Annotated in this window: 18 protein-coding genes; 12 read left to right on the top strand and 6 right to left on the bottom strand. The window is 62.4% G+C overall.

The window, feature by feature from the left end; genetic code table 11:
- The first annotated feature begins 54 nt into the window (after nt 1-54).
- Together ACW9I6_RS16750 and ACW9I6_RS16745 are read left to right on the top strand one after the other, a co-directional pair.
- Entirely contained in the window at nt 55-2,829 is a 2,775-nt protein-coding gene (locus tag ACW9I6_RS16750; RefSeq protein WP_003217328.1) for a hybrid sensor histidine kinase/response regulator, read from the top strand.
- Between the two features lie 211 nt (nt 2,830-3,040).
- Nucleotides 3,041-3,637 (top strand): MarC family protein, encoded by a 597-nt coding sequence (locus ACW9I6_RS16745; RefSeq protein WP_003217330.1) that lies wholly within the window; start codon nt 3,041-3,043, stop codon nt 3,635-3,637.
- Between the two features lies 1 nt (nt 3,638).
- Here ACW9I6_RS16745 and ACW9I6_RS16740 read toward each other — a convergent pair whose 3' ends face one another.
- The 5 genes from ACW9I6_RS16740 to cobG all read right to left on the bottom strand — a co-directional run bounded on the left by ACW9I6_RS16740 (nt 3,639) and on the right by cobG (nt 9,024).
- Nucleotides 3,639-4,430 (bottom strand): hypothetical protein, encoded by a 792-nt coding sequence (locus tag ACW9I6_RS16740; RefSeq protein WP_102606174.1) that lies wholly within the window; start codon nt 4,428-4,430, stop codon nt 3,639-3,641.
- A 302-nt stretch (nt 4,431-4,732) separates the two neighbouring features.
- Complete coding sequence (gene cobJ, locus ACW9I6_RS16735) at nt 4,733-6,373, bottom strand: precorrin-3B C(17)-methyltransferase (RefSeq protein WP_177049159.1); 1,641 nt, start codon at nt 6,371-6,373, stop codon at nt 4,733-4,735.
- Nucleotides 6,373-7,104 carry a precorrin-2 C(20)-methyltransferase gene (locus tag ACW9I6_RS16730; RefSeq protein WP_003217336.1) on the bottom strand — a complete coding sequence of 244 codons (732 nt, stop codon included), beginning with the start codon at nt 7,102-7,104 and terminating at the stop codon, nt 6,373-6,375. The genes cobJ and ACW9I6_RS16730 overlap by 1 nt, the downstream gene beginning before the upstream one ends.
- Nucleotides 7,104-7,730, bottom strand: a complete 627-nt coding sequence (locus tag ACW9I6_RS16725; RefSeq protein ID WP_177022472.1) for a precorrin-8X methylmutase — start codon at nt 7,728-7,730, stop codon at nt 7,104-7,106. The genes ACW9I6_RS16730 and ACW9I6_RS16725 overlap by 1 nt, the downstream gene beginning before the upstream one ends.
- Nucleotides 7,723-9,024: a precorrin-3B synthase gene (cobG, locus tag ACW9I6_RS16720; RefSeq protein ID WP_457339558.1), complete on the bottom strand. Its 1,302-nt coding sequence runs from the start codon at nt 9,022-9,024 to the stop codon at nt 7,723-7,725. The genes ACW9I6_RS16725 and cobG overlap by 8 nt, the downstream gene beginning before the upstream one ends.
- Nucleotides 9,025-9,119: 95 nt before the next feature.
- Here cobG and cbiE point away from each other — a divergent pair, with 95 nt between their 5' ends.
- The 4 genes from cbiE (at nt 9,120) to ACW9I6_RS16700 (ending at nt 11,936) form a co-directional block, all read left to right on the top strand.
- Entirely contained in the window at nt 9,120-10,325 is a 1,206-nt protein-coding gene (gene cbiE / locus ACW9I6_RS16715; RefSeq protein WP_457339557.1) for a precorrin-6y C5,15-methyltransferase (decarboxylating) subunit CbiE, read from the top strand.
- Nucleotides 10,322-11,047: a cobalt-precorrin-6A reductase gene (locus tag ACW9I6_RS16710; protein WP_008439030.1), complete on the top strand. Its 726-nt coding sequence runs from the start codon at nt 10,322-10,324 to the stop codon at nt 11,045-11,047. Before cbiE ends, ACW9I6_RS16710 begins: the two co-directional genes overlap by 4 nt.
- 125 nt (nt 11,048-11,172) lie before the next feature.
- Nucleotides 11,173-11,451 carry a hypothetical protein gene (locus ACW9I6_RS16705; RefSeq protein WP_003217345.1) on the top strand — a complete coding sequence of 93 codons (279 nt, stop codon included), beginning with the start codon at nt 11,173-11,175 and terminating at the stop codon, nt 11,449-11,451.
- Nucleotides 11,448-11,936: a PIN domain-containing protein gene (locus ACW9I6_RS16700; protein ID WP_003217347.1), complete on the top strand. Its 489-nt coding sequence runs from the start codon at nt 11,448-11,450 to the stop codon at nt 11,934-11,936. Before ACW9I6_RS16705 ends, ACW9I6_RS16700 begins: the two co-directional genes overlap by 4 nt.
- Before the next feature lie 58 nt (nt 11,937-11,994).
- Here the strand turns inward: ACW9I6_RS16700 and ACW9I6_RS16695 are convergent, their stop codons facing one another.
- Nucleotides 11,995-12,234: a DUF6124 family protein gene (locus ACW9I6_RS16695; protein ID WP_003217349.1), complete on the bottom strand. Its 240-nt coding sequence runs from the start codon at nt 12,232-12,234 to the stop codon at nt 11,995-11,997.
- A gap of 600 nt (nt 12,235-12,834) precedes the next feature.
- Here ACW9I6_RS16695 and ACW9I6_RS16690 point away from each other — a divergent pair.
- The 6 genes from ACW9I6_RS16690 to ACW9I6_RS16665 all read left to right on the top strand — a co-directional run bounded on the left by ACW9I6_RS16690 (nt 12,835) and on the right by ACW9I6_RS16665 (nt 20,118).
- A complete protein-coding gene (locus ACW9I6_RS16690) occupies nt 12,835-13,230 on the top strand; it encodes a DUF2946 domain-containing protein (RefSeq protein ID WP_008439034.1) in 396 nt (131 codons plus the stop codon).
- A gap of 46 nt (nt 13,231-13,276) precedes the next feature.
- Nucleotides 13,277-13,759 (top strand): copper chaperone PCu(A)C, encoded by a 483-nt coding sequence (locus tag ACW9I6_RS16685; protein ID WP_076017993.1) that lies wholly within the window; start codon nt 13,277-13,279, stop codon nt 13,757-13,759.
- 64 nt (nt 13,760-13,823) lie between these two features.
- Entirely contained in the window at nt 13,824-14,195 is a 372-nt protein-coding gene (locus tag ACW9I6_RS16680; RefSeq protein ID WP_457339560.1) for a DUF2946 domain-containing protein, read from the top strand.
- Between the two features lie 93 nt (nt 14,196-14,288).
- Nucleotides 14,289-16,361 carry a TonB-dependent copper receptor gene (locus tag ACW9I6_RS16675; RefSeq protein WP_457339556.1) on the top strand — a complete coding sequence of 691 codons (2,073 nt, stop codon included), beginning with the start codon at nt 14,289-14,291 and terminating at the stop codon, nt 16,359-16,361.
- Nucleotides 16,362-16,477: 116 nt separating this feature from the next.
- On the top strand, nt 16,478-17,860 hold the full coding sequence (locus tag ACW9I6_RS16670; protein ID WP_307522593.1) for a PepSY-associated TM helix domain-containing protein: 1,383 nt from the start codon (nt 16,478-16,480) through the stop codon (nt 17,858-17,860).
- 152 nt (nt 17,861-18,012) lie between these two features.
- On the top strand, nt 18,013-20,118 hold the full coding sequence (locus ACW9I6_RS16665; RefSeq protein WP_457339555.1) for a TonB-dependent receptor: 2,106 nt from the start codon (nt 18,013-18,015) through the stop codon (nt 20,116-20,118).
- Nucleotides 20,119-20,204: the final 86 nt, after the last annotated feature.

Genomic DNA, 20,204 nt, shown 5'->3' with positions numbered 1-20,204 from the left:
TTGTGGCCCCGCGCATAGTTATACCCATGCATCAACCTACGAAGGGATTTCGCCGTGCGCTGGCTCAGGATCGCCATAGGTTTCACTGTCAGTCTGCTGACCTTGCTCTGCTTGCTCCCGGCCCAGGCCGCCGCACAAGGCAGTGGCTGGGCAGTATTGCTTGATGAACAGGCCGATCTGCAACTGAGCGACATCCGCTCGCCCCGCTACATCAATCAATTCAGCCCCATCGAACTGGACCGGATTACCGCCGCGCAACCGGACGGTGCGTTGTGGGTACGCTTCAGGCTGCAACCCGGCAAACACGAGCAAGTGCTGCGGGTATTCGCCCCTGACCTGTCACACCTGAACCTGTATGTACTCGACGGCGACACCCTGGTGGAGCAGGAAGCTACCGGCACCCGCCAGCCCCAGGCCGAGCGCCCGCTGCCCAGCAGCGACTTCATGCTGCCGATGCCGCAAAGCCAGAAGCCGCTGGACGTGTACCTGCGCATGGTCTCGGAACACGAGCTGCGCCCCTACATCACCCTTGAGCCGGCCGTGCTGGCTGCGGCTAACCAGAACCAGACGCTGATCTACGGGCTGCTGTTCGGTTGCCTGGTGATGCTGATCCTGCACAACCTCACCCGCTACGCCTACCATCGCTCCCGCAGCAGCCTGTGGCTCGCCGCCTGCGAATTGCTGTTGCTGCTCAGCCTTGCGCTGCTGCTCAACGTGCTGGGCCCGTGGTTGCCGAACTGGCACGCGGTACAAACCCCCGGTGCCTACCTCGCCCTGCTGCTGACCGCGCCGTGCGGGCTGATGTTTGCCTACCGCTTCTTTGCGCCACTGGGCCCGCATCCGCTGAACAAGCTGTTGATGGCCGACATCCTGCTGATCGTCCTGACCGGCCTGTTGCTGCTGTTCGTCAACACCTTGCCCCTGAACATCATCACCTACGCCCTGGTGGCGCTGGCCGGCCTGAGCATGTTGTTCGTCTCGGCCTATCACTGGCAAAAGGGCTACCGCCCGGCGCGCCTGTTCATGCTGGCGATGGTGATCTTCAACATCGGCACGCTGATTATTCTCCCGGCCTTGCTGGGCCTGACGCTGGTGCCGCCACAAGGCTTGATCATCACCCTGCTCGGCTTTATCTGCCTCAGTGGCCTGTTGATGAGCCTGGCCCTGGGCGAACGCCAGCGCGCCATCACCGAAGACAACTTCAGCCTCAGCCGCGACCTGGCGGCCAGCAACGCCGAAATCGCCGCCAAGGCCGAATTCCTGGCGAAGATCAGCCACGAAATTCGCACGCCCATGAACGGCGTGCTGGGCATGACCGAACTGCTGCTGGGCACCCCGCTTTCAGTCAAGCAACGCGACTACGTGCAAACCATCCACAGCGCCGGCAACGAACTGCTCACCCTGATCAACGAGATTCTCGACATCTCCAAGCTGGAATCCGGGCAGATCGAATTGGACGATGTGCAGTTCGACCTCAACGCGCTGATCGAAGACTGCCTGAGTATTTTCCGCGCCAAGGCCGAGCAGCAGAACGTCGAGCTGATCAGCTTTATCCAGCCCCAGGTACCCCGGGTGATCAGCGGCGACCCGACGCGGCTGCGCCAGGCACTGTTGAGCCTGCTGGAAAATGCCCTGCAAAAAACCGATGAAGGCGAAGTACTGATCGTCGTCGCACTGGACGAGCGCAGCAGCAAACCGCGCCTGCGCATTGCCGTGCAAGACAGCGGCCTGCCGATGGAACCCGCCGAGCGCGACGCCCTGCTGCACAGCGAGTTGCACAGCAAGAACTTCCTCTCTGCCACCCGCCTGAGCGGCCATCTGGGCCTGGTCATTGCCCGCCAGCTGATCCTGTTGATGAACGGCGAATTCGGCATCAAGAGTGGCAGCCAGCAAGGCAGCACCCTGTGGCTGACCTTGCCGCTGGACCCGGAACGCCTGGAGCACCCGACCTCCGACCTCGACGGCCCGCTCAAGGGCGCGCGCGTGCTGGTGGTGGACGACAACGACACCTGCCGCAAAGTGCTGGTGCAGCAATGCACGGCCTGGGGCCTGAACGTGAGCGCCGTGCCTTCGGGCAAGGAAGCCCTGGCGCTGCTGCGCACCAAGGCGCACCTGCGGGACTATTTCGACGTGGTGCTGCTGGACCAGAACATGCCCGGCATGACCGGCATGCAACTGGCGGCGAAGATCAAGGAAGACCCGAGCCTGAACCACGACATCCTGCTGATCATGCTCACCGGCATCAGCAATGCGCCGAGCAAGATCATCGCGCGCAACTGCGGGATCAAGCGCATCCTCGCCAAACCCGTGGCCGGCTATACCCTCAAGACCACCCTTGCCGATGAATTGACCCAGCGCAGCAAGGGCTCCGTGCAACCACGCCAGCCGGCGATCAGCGCGCCGGCCCCGGTGACCGTGCCGAGTGACTTCCGGATCCTGGTGGCGGAGGACAACAGCATCTCCACCAAGGTGATTCGCGGCATGCTCGGCAAGCTCAACCTGCAGCCGGACACCGCCAGCAACGGCGAAGAAGCCCTGCAGGCAATGAAGGCCCAGCGCTACGACCTGGTGTTGATGGACTGTGAAATGCCGATCCTCGACGGCTTCTCCGCCACCCAGCAACTGCGCGCGTGGGAAGTCAGCAACCAGCGGATTCGTACGCCAATCGTGGCACTCACCGCGCACATTCTTTCGGAACATAAAGAGCGTGCACGCCAGGCCGGGATGGACGGGCACATGGCCAAGCCGGTGGAGTTGTCGCAATTGCGCGAGCTGGTGGAGTACTGGGTGGCACAGCGCCAACAGCGCCCTGAGCACGCTCCCACCTGACCCATGCATGACGCAGATCAAAATGTGGGAGCGGCGGTGCGACGATTCGACTTGCTCGCGAAAGCGGTGTGTCAGTCAAACATGTATTGGCTGACACACCGCTTTCGCGAGCAAGTCCGCTCCCACACTGGATTGTTGTCGCTTCACAGATAGCGCTCAGCCACAGGCCTGATAAACTCCCGCTCGCCCTCCTTCGCTGCGAGCTCCCACCATGCTCCACGTGCTATTCAGCGTTTACCTGAAGATGCTGGTGCTCTACAGCCCCTTCTTCGTGCTCTCCTGCTTTATCAGCCTGACTCGCGGTTACTCCAGCAAGGAGCGGCGGCGCCTGGCCTGGAAAGTGGCCCTCGCCACCCTGGTATCGAGCGTGTTGCTCTACCTGTTCGGCCGGGTGATTTTCAGTGTGTTCGGCATCACCGTCGACGCCTTCCGCATCGGCGCAGGCAGTGTGCTGTTCATCTCGGCCCTGGGCATGGCCCAGGGCAAGTCAGCGGTGCAGACCGACAACGTGCAGCAGGACGTGACCATCGTGCCGCTGACCATTCCCCTGACCGTCGGCCCCGGCACCATCGGTGCGCTGCTGGTGATGGGCGTCAGCCAGCCGCACTGGGACGACAAGATCACCGCGATCCTCAGTATCGCCCTGGCCAGCCTGACGGTGGGCGTGGTGCTGTACCTGTCCAACCGTATCGAACGCATCCTCGGCGACCAGGGCTTGCAGATTGTCAGCCGGTTGATGGGGCTGTTCGTGTGCGCCCTGGCCGCACAAATCATCTTCACCGGTGTACGCGGTTACCTGGTGCCGTAGATCAAATCCTGTAGTTGGCGATAGCCAGGCGGACCTTGTCCCCTGCGCTGTCCCGCAGCAGTTGAATCGTGTCTTCGTTGACCACCGAGCTGTTCAGCACCAGGCACGTGCGGCCACTGAAGGCCTCGACGGATGCACTGTCCCACTCCAGAAACGGTATGCCCAGTTGCTTGCTGACGCCGTGGGAGCTGTACGTCACCAGCACCATCGAAACTTCCCCGGCGATTTCCGAGCAGGACGCCAAGCCGAAATCGCCACCGTCACGCGTGGTGGTATTTCGCTTGAATAACTCAAATGAGGCCGGGAGCTGCTTCAAGGCTTCAACCGCCTCCGCCACCCGTTTGGGCAATACACTGATCAGCGGCCCCGACAGAAACGTCGAGGCCACGGTGGCCGCCATCAGGTTCAGCGCCGCCAGCTGTACCGACAGCCCCTTGCGAGAGGTGTACACCCGCTCGAAACTGCTCCTGACCGGCATCCAGCCGAGGCTGCTCATGACCTTGATGAATTCGTTGTACCAGGCCTCTGTGCCCCGGGCGACCCGCAGCACATCGCTGACGTAGCTGCTCGCCAGCAAATAGCTTTTGCGGGTGTACTCCTTGTTGAGGCTGGTCATGCCTTGCACAAACGACATGACGCTGTTGTTCACCACCGCCGCGTCCAGCTCATCATCCGCCTCGGGCTTCACCGGCGCGCTCAACCCCGACGCCAGGCCGGGCGCGCCCGGAAGCCGGTAAGCGGCAATCAGCTTCCTCCTTTTTGCGCTGTTGATCCGTTTGTTGTTTCGCTCCATAGCCATTTCTCCATAACCCCCAACATGGGGCTCAACGCCAACACTAGTCGACTTGCCGGGGATTTTGAGCTGCTGGACATTGACCACGGGACGCGCCGCGACCCGCAGGAAAAATCACTGCAGGCGGCGCAGCTGAGTAAACGCTGGGGATGAGGCGGCGGCACACAAAAGCGCCGTGCTTTTCTTCAAGCCGTAGAGAAAGGTATGACTTGAGCCGATGCAAAAAAACCTCGGCAAGCAGACCTTTCCGGCATCAATGACTGACGTTTCAAGGCGGCCCCATGGCGGGGCCGCCGTTGTTTTCAGGAGGCGGGTTTCTCGCCGTACCAACGTGGCGTGTAGACCCACTCGCCCCCACCTGCCCGCGCAAAGACGCAGGTGGTGGACGAACCGATCAGCACCATGGTGCGCATGTCCACCTGCTCCGGCGTCAGTTGCCCCAGGGTGGTGACTCGCAGGGTCTGTCCCGGGCGACCGATGTCACGGCCCAAGACCACCGGTGTTTCAGGCGTGCGGTGCTGCGCGACGATTTCCAGGGCGCGTCCCAACTGCCAGGGCCGCGCACGGGAGATCGGGTTATAGAACGCCAGCGCCAGGTCGGCCTGGGACGCCAGGTCCAGGCGCTTCTCGATGATCGACCAGGGTTTGAGGTTGTCCGACAGTGACATCACACAGAAGTCATGCCCCAGCGGGGCACCTGCCTGGGCCGCCGTGGCGAGGGATGCCGATACGCCCGGCAAAATCTCCAGGTCGACCTGATGCCAGGCCGGGTCGCCGGACTCGTGCAAGGCTTCGATCACCGCGGCGGCCATGGCGAATACACCCGGGTCACCCGAAGACACCACCACCACCGAACGCCCCTGCGCCGCCAGCTCAAAGGCATGACGCGCGCGCTGCATCTCTTCGCGATTGTCGGTGCAATGCTGGATCTGGTCCGCGCGGAACGGCCCGGCCATGCGCACATAGGTTTCGTAACCCAGCACGTCGGTGCAGCGGGCCAGCTCGGCTTTTACTGCCGGTACCATCAGTTCGGCAGCGCCGGGGCCCAAACCGATCACCGCGAGGCGGCCGCGGGGACGACCGATCAGGGACAGGTCCAGAGGGGCCTCGGCCACCGTGATCGCGATGTCCGCCTGAGGCGCCAGATCGGCGAAGCGCAATGGCACGCCCAGCTCCAACGCCGCTTCGTGCAATGACGAATCGGCCATCTCCGTTTCAGCCGCCAGCAGGCAAGCCAGGGACTGCACGGCGAGCCCGGCATCCTGCAACGCCGCACGAATTCGCCCGGCCAGTTGCGGCCCCGGCTGGCAGGTAACCAGCACCGTCTTCGGATAAATCAGCAACTCATTGGCCGCAGGTGTGCGCTCGGCACTGCCGACGTGAATCGCCAGGCGCGCCTGTTGATCCTGGGGCAAGTTGGCCTGATCCAGCCACGGCGCCGCGCCTTCAATGCGTACTGATTCGCCAGCCAGCAAATCCGAGACAAAGCGTTTGCCCAGTTCCAGATCCCCCAGCTGATAACCATGGGGCGGGTTAAGCAGGCAGGTACCAAAACGCAGCTCGCCACTGGTGGTGATCGCGGCGGCAACGTCCAGGGCAGCGGCGATTTCCCGCGCCATTACGTTCACGCCACCGAGGCCACCGAGCAGCGGCACTACCGCGCTGCCGTCTTCGGCGACGGCCAGTACAGCAGGCTCGACGCCCTTCTCCAGCAACAGCGGCGCCAGGGTGCGGATCACAATCCCGGCGGCGCACAGGGCGATGATCGGCGTGCCCTGTTGATACAACTGGCGCACGCTGGCGCCGAATTCGTTATAGGCCTGATCTGCGCCCTCGACCCGCCCGGCCAGGCCGTGGATCAGCGCGTCGGGATACACCTGCTGGATAGCGCGGGCCGTGGCGAGGCTGCCCTGCCCCAGGATGACAATCGCGGGAGCCGTCATCAGCCTTGCCACCTTTCACCGGGAACGATGATCAACGAGAAATACGGCGAGGACGTCGGATCGACCTGATCCAGGGCGACGATTTTCTGATTGGCCATGGTCGCGCGCTCGACGTACAACGCCCGGCTCGCCAATCCCAATTCTTCCAGTACCTGACGCACCTTGGTGAAGTTGCGCCCCAGCTTCATGATCACCGCCGCGTCGGCATCCGCCAGGCGACGCTTGAGTTCGTCATGGGGCAGCACGCCGGAAAGCACCGACAGGCTCTGGTTGCGGTACACCAACGGTGCGCCCAGTACAGAGGCGCCACCGAGCATCGAGCACACACCCGGGATCACCTGGGCTTCGTAGCGCTCGGCCAGGCGGTCGTGCAAATACATGTAGGAGCCGTAGAAGAACGGGTCGCCTTCACAGATCACCGCCACATCGCGCCCCGCGTCCAGGTGTGCCGCAACGTCGACACTGGCGGTGTCGTAGAAATCGCTGATCACTTGCTCGTAGGACAGCGGCGCCGGCAACACTTCAGTGGTCACCGGGTACACCAGCGGCATCAGGGTTTGCTGGGGCACCAAATGGTCTTCGATGATGCCGAAGGCGTTGCCCTTCTTGCCCTTGGCCACGAAGTACGCCACCACCGGCGATTCGCGCAGCAGGCGCAGGGCTTTGAGGGTAATCAGTTCCGGATCGCCGGGGCCTACGCCCAGGCCAATCAAACGTCCGCGTGCCGGCATTATTCGACCTCCGTGGCCAAGGCGTTGACCGCGGCGGCGGCCATCGCACTGCCGCCCAGGCGGCCCTGCATGATCACGAACGGTACGCCGCGGCTGTCTGCCGCCAGCATCGCCTTGGATTCGGCGGCGCCGACAAAGCCCACCGGAAAACCGAGGATCAGTGCAGGTTTTGGCGCGCCGGCGTCGAGCATTTCCAGCAGGTAAAACAGCGCTGTCGGCGCATTGCCGATCACCACCACACTGCCTTCCAGGTGCGGGCGCCACAGCTCCAGGGCGGCGGCGGAACGGGTGTTGCCCAGCTTGCGGGCCAACTCCGGCACGCTGTCGTCGCGCAGGGTGCAGATCACCTGATTGTTGGCCGGCAGGCGCGTACGGGTCACGCCTTCGGAGACCATCCGCGCATCACACAGGATCGGCGCGCCAGCGGCCAGGGCTTCGCGCCCGGCCTTGCCGGCACCTTCGGAAAATTGCAGGCCGTCGATGGCGTCGACCATGCCGCAGGCATGAATCACCCGCACCGCGAGTTTTTCCAGGTCGGCAGGGATGCGATCAAGCCGGGCTTCTGCGCGAATGATCGCGAAGGAGTTGCGATAGATCTCCTGACCGTCGCGGATGTAATCAATCATCGGTGTTGCTCCGTGGGTGAGCGCGCAACAAGGCGCCCGCCGCTTCAATAGAAAGAGTGCGCGCGTGCAGGCGGCCGAAACCGGGCAGGCCTGCGTCGCGAAAATAGAGGTCGTAGTGGCCGGGACTTACCGCCAGCAGGGTGACCGGCGCGGTGTGTGCGGCCGCGCAGGAACGCGGGCAGCCGGACAGGTGCACGCTGTGGCCGGGCGCAAGCGCGGCCAGTTGCACGGCGTCGGCCTTGGTGTCGGACAGGCCTTTGGCGCAACCGCCGGCGCCGGTGCAGGCGATCATCCGTGCGAGGGGTTGGTCCACCGAACACAAAAAGCCAAGCTGTTCGAGGCGTTCGGTGACAGCCGCCGCATCCTGGATATTGGGCAGCAGCAGGCCTTGCCATGGCGTGACACGCAAGGTGGCGTCGCCATGGTCGACGGCCAGTTGCGCAGCGCCCCTGAGCATCGCCGAATCCAGGCGGCCCAAGGGTGCGACGGCGGCGACGTAGACCTGGTTTTTTTGGCGCTGTGGATAACTTCCCAGGTGCAGCGGCGCGGGGTTGGAGTGCCTTGAAAAGCCATCAACCGGCTGCAATGGCATATTCAGCTGCCGCAAAAAGTTATCCACAGCGGTTTCAGCCAGCAGGTGGCGCATGCGGGTTTGATCAGGCCGGGCCAGCTCAAGGAACCGCTCCAGCACCGCCACCACCAGTGCATGCCCTTGTGCCAAAGGTACCGCCGCCAAGGGCGCATCCCGCGCCGGGCAGCCTGCCAGGCCGAATGCCAACAGCGTGTTGCCATTGGCATCGAAGGCTGACAGCCACAGGTCGTGATGATGCTCGAGCATGGCCAGGGCTTCACCGCCGTCCAGTTGCACGGCGAACTTGGCCGACAGCTCATGGAAACGCGGGTGGGTTTCCAGGGTGGTGAGGATCTGGTCGGCCAACGGTCGGGTATCGAACAGCATCTCGCGGTCAATGCCGGCACTGGGGCTGAGCATCAGGTTGCGCACATCATCACCGGCGGCACGCTTGGGGCCCAGGTCGTCGGCCAGCAAGGCGGCGATCAATGCATCCTGTTCGGCGCCGATCCCGCGAATCTGCAGGTTGGCGCGGTTGGTCGCCTCGATCACCCCGCCGGCATGGGCCTGGGCGGCGTCGGCCACGGCAAACGCCTGCTCGGCACGGATCGAACCGCCCGCCAGTTTGATGCGGCAAATCCCGCCATCCAACGCCTGGACAATACGCAGCAACCCCGGACAGGCCGAGGGGCGCAAGGTATTGGACGGTGGTATTGGTTTCACGGGGCTACCGGTTCACGGGTAAAGGCGCGGTATTATGCCTGCTTTGTCCGGCGGCATGAAAAGCCTGCCCGTCGGATGTCGTTCAAGGAATTCATATGTCGCCCTGGCTGACGGTAGTAGGCATCGGTGAAGACGGCTTCAAGGGCCTGGGCAGAAACGCCCGGCACGCCCTGTTGCGCGCCTCGCGCATTATTGGCGGGCAACGCCAGCTGGACTTGTTGCCGGTGTGCATCCGTGGCGAACGCCAGGTGTGGCCCAGCCCGTTTTCCCTGGAGCCGGTGCTGGCCAGGCGTGGTGAAGCGGTGTGCGTGCTGGCCAGCGGCGACCCGATGTTCTATGGCGTGGGTGCGAGCCTGGCGCGGCAGGTGCCGGCCGATGAGCTGCTGATTCTGCCGGCGCCCTCTTCCGTGTCCCTGGCGGCGGCGCGTCTGGGCTGGCCGTTGCAAGAGGTAGTGACGCTGTCGGTGGTTGCCCGGCCGATGGCGGCGCTGAATGCGCATCTGGCCAGCGGCGTGCGTTTGCTGGTGCTGAGCAATGACGGCCAGAGCCCGGCGGCGATTGCCACACAATTGGCCGAGCGCGGGTTTGGCGCAAGTCGCCTGAGTGTGTTTGAACACCTCGGCGGGCCGGATGAGCGCCGCATCGACGGCATCGCCCGGGATTGGCCTGGCGAACCGATTGCCGCGTTGAATCTGCTGGCCATCGACTGCGTGGCCGACGCCAACACAGCGCGCCTGTCACGCCTGGCAGGGCTGCCGGACTCGGCCTTCAGGCACGACGGCCAACTGACCAAGCGCGACGTGCGCGCCATGACCCTCGCCCGCCTCGCGCCGATGCCCGGCGAACTGCTGTGGGACGTGGGCGCGGGCAGCGGCTCCATCGGGATCGAATGGATGCGCGCCCACCCCAGCTGCCGCGCCCTGGCCATCGAGGCCGATGAAGGCCGGCAACTGTTGATCGAACATAACCGTGATGCACTCGGCGTCCCCGGCCTGCAGTTGATTCGCGGCACCGCGCCCCACGCACTCGCTGGCCTGGAAGCGCCCGACGCCATCTTCATCGGCGGCGGCGTCACCCGCGACGGCGTGCTCGACACTTGCTGGCAACACCTGCGCCCGGGCGGCCGGCTGGTGGCCAACGCCGTGACCCTGCAAAGTGAAATGACCCTGATGGCCTGGCGCGAACAACACGGCGGCGAGCTGACCCGCATTCATGTGGCCCAGGCCCAGCCACTGGGGGACTTTGATACCTGGCGCCAGGCGCTGCCGATCACCCTGCTGGAAGTGATCAAGCCGCTATGAAACGCATCCTGCTGTTGGGCGGCGTGACGGAAGCCCTGGCCATCGCCCGCACACTGGGGCCCGAGCATATCTACAGCCTGGCGGGTGTTGGCCGCGTTCCCACCGACCTTACGTGCCAGGTGCGCGTCGGTGGCTATGGCGGCGCGGAAGGTTTGGCGCAGTTCATTCGCGATGAAGGTATCGAGCTGGTGCTGGACGCGACCCATCCGTATGCCGCGCAGATCAGCGCCAATGCCGCCCGTGCTGCGGGTGTGTGTGGCATTCCCTGCTGGGCCCTGCGCCGCCCGGCGTGGCAGCCACAGGCGGATGATGACTGGCGCGAAGTCGGTGACTGGGCGGAGTTGATTGAAGCTCTGAAACCCTTCAAGCGACCACTGTTCACGCTGGGCCGTGAACCGTTACAACACCTCGACGAAATCCCCGCCGAGCAGTTCTGGACACTGCGCGCACTGGATGTGTACCCCGGCAATGAACGCTGCGAAGTGATTGGCGCCCGTGGGCCGTTTTTGATCGAGGATGAACGGGCGCTGTTTGAACGGCGGCAGATTGATGTGCTGATCAGCAAGAACAGCGGCAGCACGGCTACCGAGCCGAAGCTGGAAGTGGCACGGGAGCGGGGGGTGCCGGTGTTGGTGTTGAGGCGGCCGGTGTTGGTGGCGGTGGATCAGGAGCTTTTGTCGCCCGCAGAAACAATCGAGTTATTGGCAGATTTCATTCGATAGATCAGGATCATCGCCCACCTCTATCAACTCTATTTGTGACTAAAGGGACGGCGATGAATCCACAACATGAAGTGCTACACTCCAGAAACAGTTCAAGCCAGACTCAATTCTATTCAGGAGCTGACATGATAGACGTCAAAGAAGCCGTGCAAGTTGCCAAGGCAGCAGCCAATGACTTTCTCGGCCAGGAAACAGTGCTTCAGGACTTGATGCTTGAGGAAGTCGAGTTAAACCCAGGCGACAAAACGTGGGCAATAACACTTGGCTTCAATGTTCCAGCCCCTGATAAATATCAACGATTAGGCGCATCTTTAGCGGGACAAATGTACGCAAGAAAATATAAAACATTCTTCATTGACTCGGAGACTGGCGAGTTCCGCTCCATGAAGATCCGCGAAGTATGATCGAAACATATATCCGGCAATATCGAAGAAAAGGAATCATAGTCGACACTAACCTGCTGCTCTTGGCACTGATCGGAGGCACACCCAGTATTGCAGGCTTCAAAAGAACAAGCGGGTACACCGCCAAAGATTACAAACTTCTGCTTAACGTGATTGATCAATTCGAAAAGCTTATTTCAACTCCTCATATACTTGCGGAAGTCAGCAACCTTACAAACGGGCTTTATGGGAGCAAGCTACACGACTTCTACGCAACATTAAAAAAATCATTATCGACAGTCATTGAGATTCACTGCCCTGCTCTTGATATAAGTTGCGATTATGAGCTGTCGCCCTACGGACTTACCGACGTCGGTATTATCTGTGCAGCCAAAGATAATTATCTAGTTTTGACAGATGACCTAAGAGTCGCTGGATTTGCTCATCAGCACAGCGTAGATGTCGTGAACTTTAATCACATACGGGAAGCAAGCTGGGACGTTTAAAGGCGTCTCACGGGATCATTCCCACACATCAGCGCAGGAACGATCGATCATCGAAGTGTTAAATGCGTTTTCCGCCACCTTCGTGCACCCGATCAGCCAGTAACTCCGCCAGCTCGATCAACTGAGCGACGCCCAACAACTCCTCTCGCTTCGATCCTTCCAGGCTAAACGCCAAGTCGCAACTCAGCGCATTGGCCGAGGCGAGTGTTTCAATGAGGTTGACCAACAGGTCTTCGGTGCTGATTCCGTCGGCTACGGTGAACAGCCGAAAGGGGGGATTGGGGGTAGGTTTAATCATTGTGAAGCTCCTAAGGGATGTGAAGCTGCCACTGATCGCCGCGACGCGATGGAAGGTGGCAGCTGTGCGCAGGTTCGCGGACCGGTCCCTAGGCAACCCGGCATACCCGAAGGTATCCCGCGCACAGCCACCATAGCGCCGCACAGTAGACGATAAAAAAGCGTCAACTGAAAGCAGACGATGGCGCTTAGCGCCTATAGGATCCGGGCCGCGACGCCCGACCACTGAGTTTGCAGTGGTGTTCGGAGACTAGAGATTGAGTTTCCCAAGGACAACCGCCAATCACTGTCGGAAATTTCTGTGGAGGGCCTCCACATTCGAATCGAACACAATCCAAACTGTGGGAGCTGGCTTGCCTGCGATAGCATCACCTCGTTCCAGCAGGAAGACCGAGTCGCCTGTATCGCAGGCAAGCCAGCTCCCACAGCATTCAGCTGTCGCACTAAACATCGCGGCCCATTTGAAAAAAATGGAAATCCTTGATTCCCGTCTATCCTCAAACCCAGCACTGCGACACCAAACCACACCGCCCCTTTTTACTTATCCTCCCCGATCAGGCTAAATACCCACCTGATCGCTTAACCCTACGGATTGTCCGCCATGGCCCGTCAACGCTTTGCAATTGCCTGGATAGCCTGCCTTGCAGTGCTGTTCAATGCGTTTGCCATGCCGCTGGCGGGTGCGATGCAGCAGGCGGATGACCCGGTCAAGCAACTGCTGTGGGGCAGTTTCTGCTCCTCCAATGCCAACAAGCTGACGGCCATTGCCCTGGGCAAGCTGGAGATTCCGGCGCCGCAGCAGGACGATCACTCCACCATGCAGCATTGCTGGTGCTGCTCGGGCTCGGCGCCATTAGTGGCGTTGCCGGGGCATTCACCAACACTCTATTTCGCAAGATTCGACGCGGTGCAAGACCTGCCGCCGCCGTCATTGCAATCCCCCACCCCGCGCCAGCAATGGCCGAGCCTTAACCCCCGCGCCTCTCCAACGGTCTGATTTCTTCGCAAGTGAACTGCGTTTAGAACCGTTCTGGAGAACTGCCATGCTCAAATCTTCCCTGCTTCTGGCTGCGTTGTTGCTGCCGGTGTGTGCTGCTGCCAATGCCGAAGACTTCAAGGTCGGCGAACTGGTGGTCAGCGAACCCTGGTCCCAGGAACTGCCGCCCAATGCGCCGACCGTCGCGGCGTATTTCGTGATTCATAACCAGGGCGAGCATGCGGATCGCTTGCTCAGCGTCGACACGCCCGTGGCCGCCAAGGCCGAACTGCATGAGCATGTGATGCAGGGCGATCTGATGAAGATGCAGCAAGTGACCAGCGTCGCGGTGCCGGCCAAAGGTGACCTGACGTTCGCGCCCATGGCCTACCACGTGATGCTGCTGGACCTGAAGGACCGCAGCGTTTTGCGCGACGGCCAGCATTTCCCGCTGACCCTGAACTTTGAAAAGGCCGGGCCAGTGAAGGTGGAAGTGTCAGTGCAGAAGCAGCCGCCCATGGCCGGCCACGAACACATGCACGCCCAATAGATAAACCTTGATGGGCGCCCCACGCGCCAGGTTGTCCCAGCACCGCCGTAAGCCTGTAGGCCTTATGCGCGGCAGCTGGATCAGCCTGTTCGCCATGCTGATGATCTTTATCGGTCCGCTGATTTCCCAAGCGATGCCGATGGATCATCACGCCGGCATGTCGATGGAAATGTCCATGGACGCGCCGAGCTGCCATGTCGACGCCAAGCCTGCGACCGATCACCACAAAGCACCCGACGAACACCACGTGCTCTGGGAAAAGTGCGGCTATTGCAGCCTGCTCTTCAGTTGCCCGGCGCTGCCTGGCAGCGTGTCGTTTGTCACCCTCGGCAGCCCGCCGCCCGCCAACGCCCTGACCCCCGCCCCACGCCTGGGCCATGCCCGGCAAACCGTGTTCCCCGGTGCCCGCAGCCGTGCCCCGCCCATCATCACGTAAGCACTTCACACCGTTACTTCACCCCGGCCGACTTTAGACAGACAGCCGCAGGCTGCTGGCCGTGTTGTTTACGAATGAATGATGGAATTTTTCATGTCCAGGTTTTCTGCTGACACCCGTTTGGGATGTACTCCCGTTTTCGCCGTTCTGTGTGGCGCGCTGCTGGTTCCTCAGGTCCACGCCGACGAGCCTGCCGACCAGAACGAACTGAGCCCGACGGTGATCACCGCCATTGCCCCCAGCTCACCACTGACCGTCGTCACCAACCCGAAAGACCCGCGCCAACCGGTGCCCGCCAGCGATGGCGGCGACTACCTCAAGACCATCCCCGGCTTCGCCCTGGTGCGCAACGGCGGCACCAACGGCGACCCGGTGCTGCGGGGCATGTTCGGTTCGCGCCTGAACATCCTCACCAACGGCAGCATGATGCTCGGCGCCTGCCCCGGCCGGATGGATGCGCCCACCTCCTATATTTCACCGGAAACCTACGACAAGCTCACCGTGATCAAAGGCCCGCAAACCGTGCTCTGGGGCCCGGGCGCTTCAGCCGGCACGGTCCTGTTCGAGCGCGAGCCCGAGCAATTCGGCGAGCTGGGCACGCGGGTCAACGCCAGCATCCTGGCGGGCTCCAACGGGCGTTTCGACAAAGTCGTCGACGCAGCAGCCGGCGGGCCGCTGGGTTATGTGCGGGTGATCGGCAACCAGGCCCACGCCGATGACTACAAGGACGGCAACAACGACACCGTCGCCTCGCGCTACGACAAGTGGAACGGCGACGTGGCCGTGGGCTGGACCCCGGACGCCGACACCCTGCTGGAACTCACCGCCGGCCGTGGCGATGGCGAAGCCCGCTACGCCGGGCGTGGCATGGACGGTTCGCAGTTTTTGCGCGAGAGCCTCGGATTACGCTTCGAGAAATCGAACATCGGCGAGGTGCTGGATAAGGTCGAAGCGCAGGTCTACTACAACTACGCCGACCACGTGATGGACAACTACACCCTGCGCGTCCCGTCGGGCACCGGGATGATGGCCGGTCCCATGGCGGCCAACGTCGACCGCCGCACCCTCGGCGCCCGTATCAAGGCCACCTGGCGCTGGGCCGATGTGCAGTTGATCAGCGGCATTGATGCACAAACCAACGAACACCGCGAACGCAGCGCCATGGGCGTCGACACCTACAAGGACCTGCCCCGCAGCAAGGACGCCAACTTCCACAACTACGGGGTGTTCGGCGAACTGACCTGGTACGCCGCCGACCGCGACCGCCTGATCACCGGCGCCCGCGTCGACCGCGCCTCGGCCAAGGATTTCCGGCAAACCATCAGCTCCGGGATGATGAGCAGCCCCAACCCCACCGCCGGTAAAACCCGCGCCGATACGCTGCCGTCCGGCTTTGTGCGCTACGAGCACGATCTGGCGGACAGCCCTGCCACCCTGTACGCGGGGCTTGGGCATTCGGAGCGTTTCCCTGATTACTGGGAGCTGTTTTCTCCCGACACCGGGTCGGTCGGTTCCGTGAATGCCTTCGACGGTGTGAAGCCTGAAAAAACCACCCAGCTGGATTTTGGCCTGCAATACAAATCCGCCGATCTCGATGCCTGGGCCTCGGGCTACGTCGGCCAGGTGCGTGATTTCATCCTGTTCGACTACCAGCCGGGAATGATGGGCACCACCTCCCAGGCGCGCAATGTGGACGCGCGAATCATGGGCGGTGAATTGGGCGCAGCCTACAAGCTGACCGCCAACTGGAAGGCCGATGCCACCTTCGCCTACGTCTGGGGCAAGAACACCAGCGACGGCAAACCGCTGCCGCAGATCCCGCCGCTGGATGCGCGCTTCGGGCTCACCTACAGCCAGGACGACTGGAGCGCCGGCGCCTTGTGGCGGGTGGTCGCGGCGCAAAACCGCATCGACCAGAACAAGGGCAACGTGGTGGGCAAGGACTTCGACAAAAGCTCGGGGTTTGGCGTGTTCTCGCTGAACGCGGCGTATCGCATCAACAAGAATTTCAAGGTCAGCACCGGCGTCGACAACCTGTTTGGCAAGGCGTACGCCGAGCACCTGAACCTGGCCGGCAACGCCGGGTTCGGCTACCCGGCCAATGACCCGCAAGCCATCAAGGAACCGGGGCGCACGCTCTGGACCAAGGTGGACATGAGCTTCTAAGCGCATCGCAGGCAAGCCGGCTCCCACAGTTGCAATGCATTCCCCTGTGGGAGCGGGCTTGCCCGCGATGGCGTCCTCGATAACACAAAAAATCCAAGCCTTTGCGGAGCACCCTGATGAACCCACCGAAGATTTCCTTCTACAACCTGGCCTGGCGCTGGCATTTCTACGCCGGGCTGTTTGTCGCGCCGTTCATGGTGCTGCTGGCCCTGACCGGCATCATCTACCTGTTTAAACCCCAACTCGACCCGCTGATGTACGGCAACCTGCTGACCGTGCAGAGCGCCGAACACGCGCTGAGTGCCGACGAGCAACTGCAACGTGCCCAGGCTGCCTATCCACAAGGCAAGATCAGCAAGTACCTGCCACCCGCCGACGCCACCAGCAGCGCGCAATTCGTGATGCACAACGACGGGCGCGAAGTGACTGTATTCGTCGACCCGTATCGCGGCACCGTGCTCGGCGAACAGGACGCCAAGTACAACCTGCAAGCCATCGCCCGTGCGCTGCATGGTGAGTTGATGATCGGCACCGTCGGCGATCGCCTGGTGGAACTGGCCGCCGGCTGGGGCGTGATGCTGGTGATTTCGGGCGTGTATCTGTGGTGGCCGCGAGGCAAGTCGGCGGCGGGCATTCTGTGGCCGCGGCTGGGCAGCCGCGGTCGCTTGTTCTGGCGCGATCTGCACGCGGTCGCCGGTTTCTGGGGCGCGGCGTTCCTGCTGGTGATGCTCCTCAGCGGCATGACCTGGACCGGCTTCTGGGGCAAGCAATACGCCGAGCTGTGGAATAAATTCCCGGCGGCCATGTGGAACAACGTGCCGCAGTCCGACCAGCAGGCCCGCAGCCTCAACACCGCGAGCCAACAGACCGTGCCGTGGGCCATGGAAAACACGCCGATGCCGATGTCTGGCGAGCATGCCGAGCACATGAAGCACGCCGGCATGAGCCAGGGCCCGGCAGCCCCGAGTATCCGCCTGCAGCAGGTGGTCGACCTCGCCAACTCACGCAAGGTCGAACCCGGCTACAGCATCACCTTCCCCACCACTGCCGAAGGCGTGTTCACCCTCGCGGTGTTCGCCAACGACCCGCGCAATGACGCCACCCTGCATGTGGACCAATACACCGGCAAGGTCCTGGCCGATGTGCGCTGGGAGCACTACAACAGCGTGGCGCGGGTTACCGAATCGGGCGTGATGCTGCACGAAGGCAAGATGTTTGGCGTGGTCAATCAGATCATCGTGCTGCTGATTTGCCTGATGATCCTGCTCAGCGCCGTCAGCGGTGTGGTGATCTGGTGGAAGCGTCGGCCACAGGGCAGCCTGGGGGTTCCACCGTTGCGCCATGACCTGCCGAAATGGAAAACCGCGATGGTGATCATGCTCGGGCTGGCGATTGTCTTTCCGCTGGTGGGCGCCTCGCTGATCGTGGTCTGGGCACTGGATCGCCTGGTGCTTTCACGGTGGTTTGGCCAACGTGAATCTGCCTCAGGTTCAGCGTGAAACAGACGAGATGCCCTACCTAGAGGCGTTATGTAGTCTTACGCGGGCTTTCGCCCACGCCGCACAAAGTGTTATATTGTAACACTTAATGTGTTCTCCCACTCGCCGCGCCCTGCGGCGAGTACCGTCTCGAAGAAGCGATTTATCGTCCGATGAACAAGTACCTTGCGTCCGGCCTGTGCCTGCTCGCCCTTCAAAACACTGCCCAGGCCCTGACGCTTCCCGCCAGTGCCGTCTCAGCCCCCGCCGTCGACGACGAGCGCGTCGACCTGAACACCCCGACCACGGCAGGTTCACGCCTGAACCTCACGGCCCTGCAAACCCCGGGCAGCGTTGAAAGCCAGACCGGCGAGCAGATTCGCGCACGGGGCGATGCCACGGTGCAGGACGCGATTTCCCGGGCCACCGGCATCAGCCGCACCGGCACGCCGGGCGACGGTGGTACCTCGTTGTCGGCACGCGGGTTCACCGGCCAGAGCTCGGTGCTGCAGTTGTACGACGGCGCGCGCATGTTCGATGGCGCGGGCACTTCCACCTTCCCGGTGGACACCTGGTCCGTTGAGCGGGTGGACGTACTGCGCGGCCCGGCCTCGGTGATGTACGGCCAGGGCGCCACCGGCGCGGTGATCAACACCATCGCGAAGAAACCCTTCGAGGGCGAGATCGAAAACCATATCCGCCTGGGCTACGGTTCTTATGACCGCCAGCAGCAAGCCCTCGACAGCGGCGGCTCGCTGACCGACACCCTGAGCTATCGCCTGAACATCAACCGCCTGCGCAGCAACGGTTTCATCGACCGCGGCGAGTCCGGCAGCGACTTCGTCAGCGGTGCCCTGCGCTGGCAGGCGGCGGATAACCTGAGCTTCACCCTGGCCTCCGACTACGGCGACCAGACCCCGCAAAACGACTACGGCACACCGCTGATCAACGGCCAGTTGCACAAGGGCCTGCGGGACAAGAACTACAACGTCAGCAACGATATCCAGCACTACAACGACCAGTGGACGCGCCTGACCAGCGAGTGGCAGATCAACGACAACGTCACCGCCACCAATGAACTGTCCTACCTGAAAAACCAGCGGCGCTGGCAGAACGCCGAGAGCTACAACTACGTCGACGGCGGCCTGGTGCGCCAGAGCTACCTGGGCATCAAGCACAACCAGGAACAGGTGGGCGACCGCCAGACCTTCACTTTCAAGCACACGCTGTTCGGCCTCGACAGCCAGACGGTGACGGGGGTGGAGTACAACCGCATTCGCTTTCGCCTGGCCAGCAACTCGCCGTTCGATGACCTGACGAACGCCGGCCAACCGGTGGACATCAACCACCCGGTACCGCAGCCGTTTGAAAGCGCCAGCCCCTTCATTCCGCAGTCCGTCAGCACCACCAAACAGCTGGCTGCGTTCGCCGAAAACCGCCTGCAACTGAACGATAAACTGTCGCTGATCACCGGCGTGCGCCGCGATTACCTGCACATCGACAGTGACTCCCTGGTGGATGGCAGCGACTCCAACAAGACCTTTACCGGCAACAACTGGAAAGCCGGCCTGGTCTACGCGATCACCCCGGACACCTCGGTCTACGGCCAATACGCCACCAGCACTGACGGCGTTGGCAGCCTGATCACCCTGAGCCCGAGCCAGCAGCAGTTCGGCCTGTCCACCGCCAAGCAAACCGAGATCGGCCTCAAGCAGGCGTTCTGGGATTCCCGTGGTGAATGGACCCTGGCGGCCTACCACATCGTCAAAAAGAAACTGTTGGTGAGCGTTCCAGGCACCACCCTCAAGGAACAAGTCGGCCAGCAATCCTCCAACGGCCTGGAAGCCAGCCTCGACCTGCAACTGCCCAATGCCTGGCAACTGCAAGCCAACGCTGCGATCGTGCGGGCGCAGTACGACGACTTCTCCGAAGTGGTCAACGGCCAGTCCGTGTCCCGCGACGGTAACCGCCCCACCGACGTGCCGCGTCGCACCGCCAACCTGTGGCTGAGCAAGGCCATCACTGACGACGTGCGTGCCGGTGCGGGCGTGCGTTATGTAGACTCGCGTTTCGCCAACACCGCCAACACCAGCGAAGTGCCGAGCTACACCGTGGTCGACGCCAGCGTTTCATGGAAAGCCATGCGCAACACGACATTGGGCCTGCAATTGAATAACCTGTTCGACCGCACTTACGCCGTCAGCCAATACAACGACGGCCAGCAATGGATCCTGGGCGAGCCGCGCTCGTTCTTCGTGACGGCGGACTACACCTTCTAACTGAACGCAACACTGTCCAAATGTGGGAGCGGGCTTGCTCGCGAATGCGGTGTGTCAGGCACTGTATCTGTTACTGATCCACCGCT

This window comes from Pseudomonas sp. SDO5522_S412 (assembly GCF_054071215.1).
The sequence above is the reverse complement of the archived record's forward strand: the minus strand, read 5'-3'. Positions and strand labels throughout refer to the sequence as shown.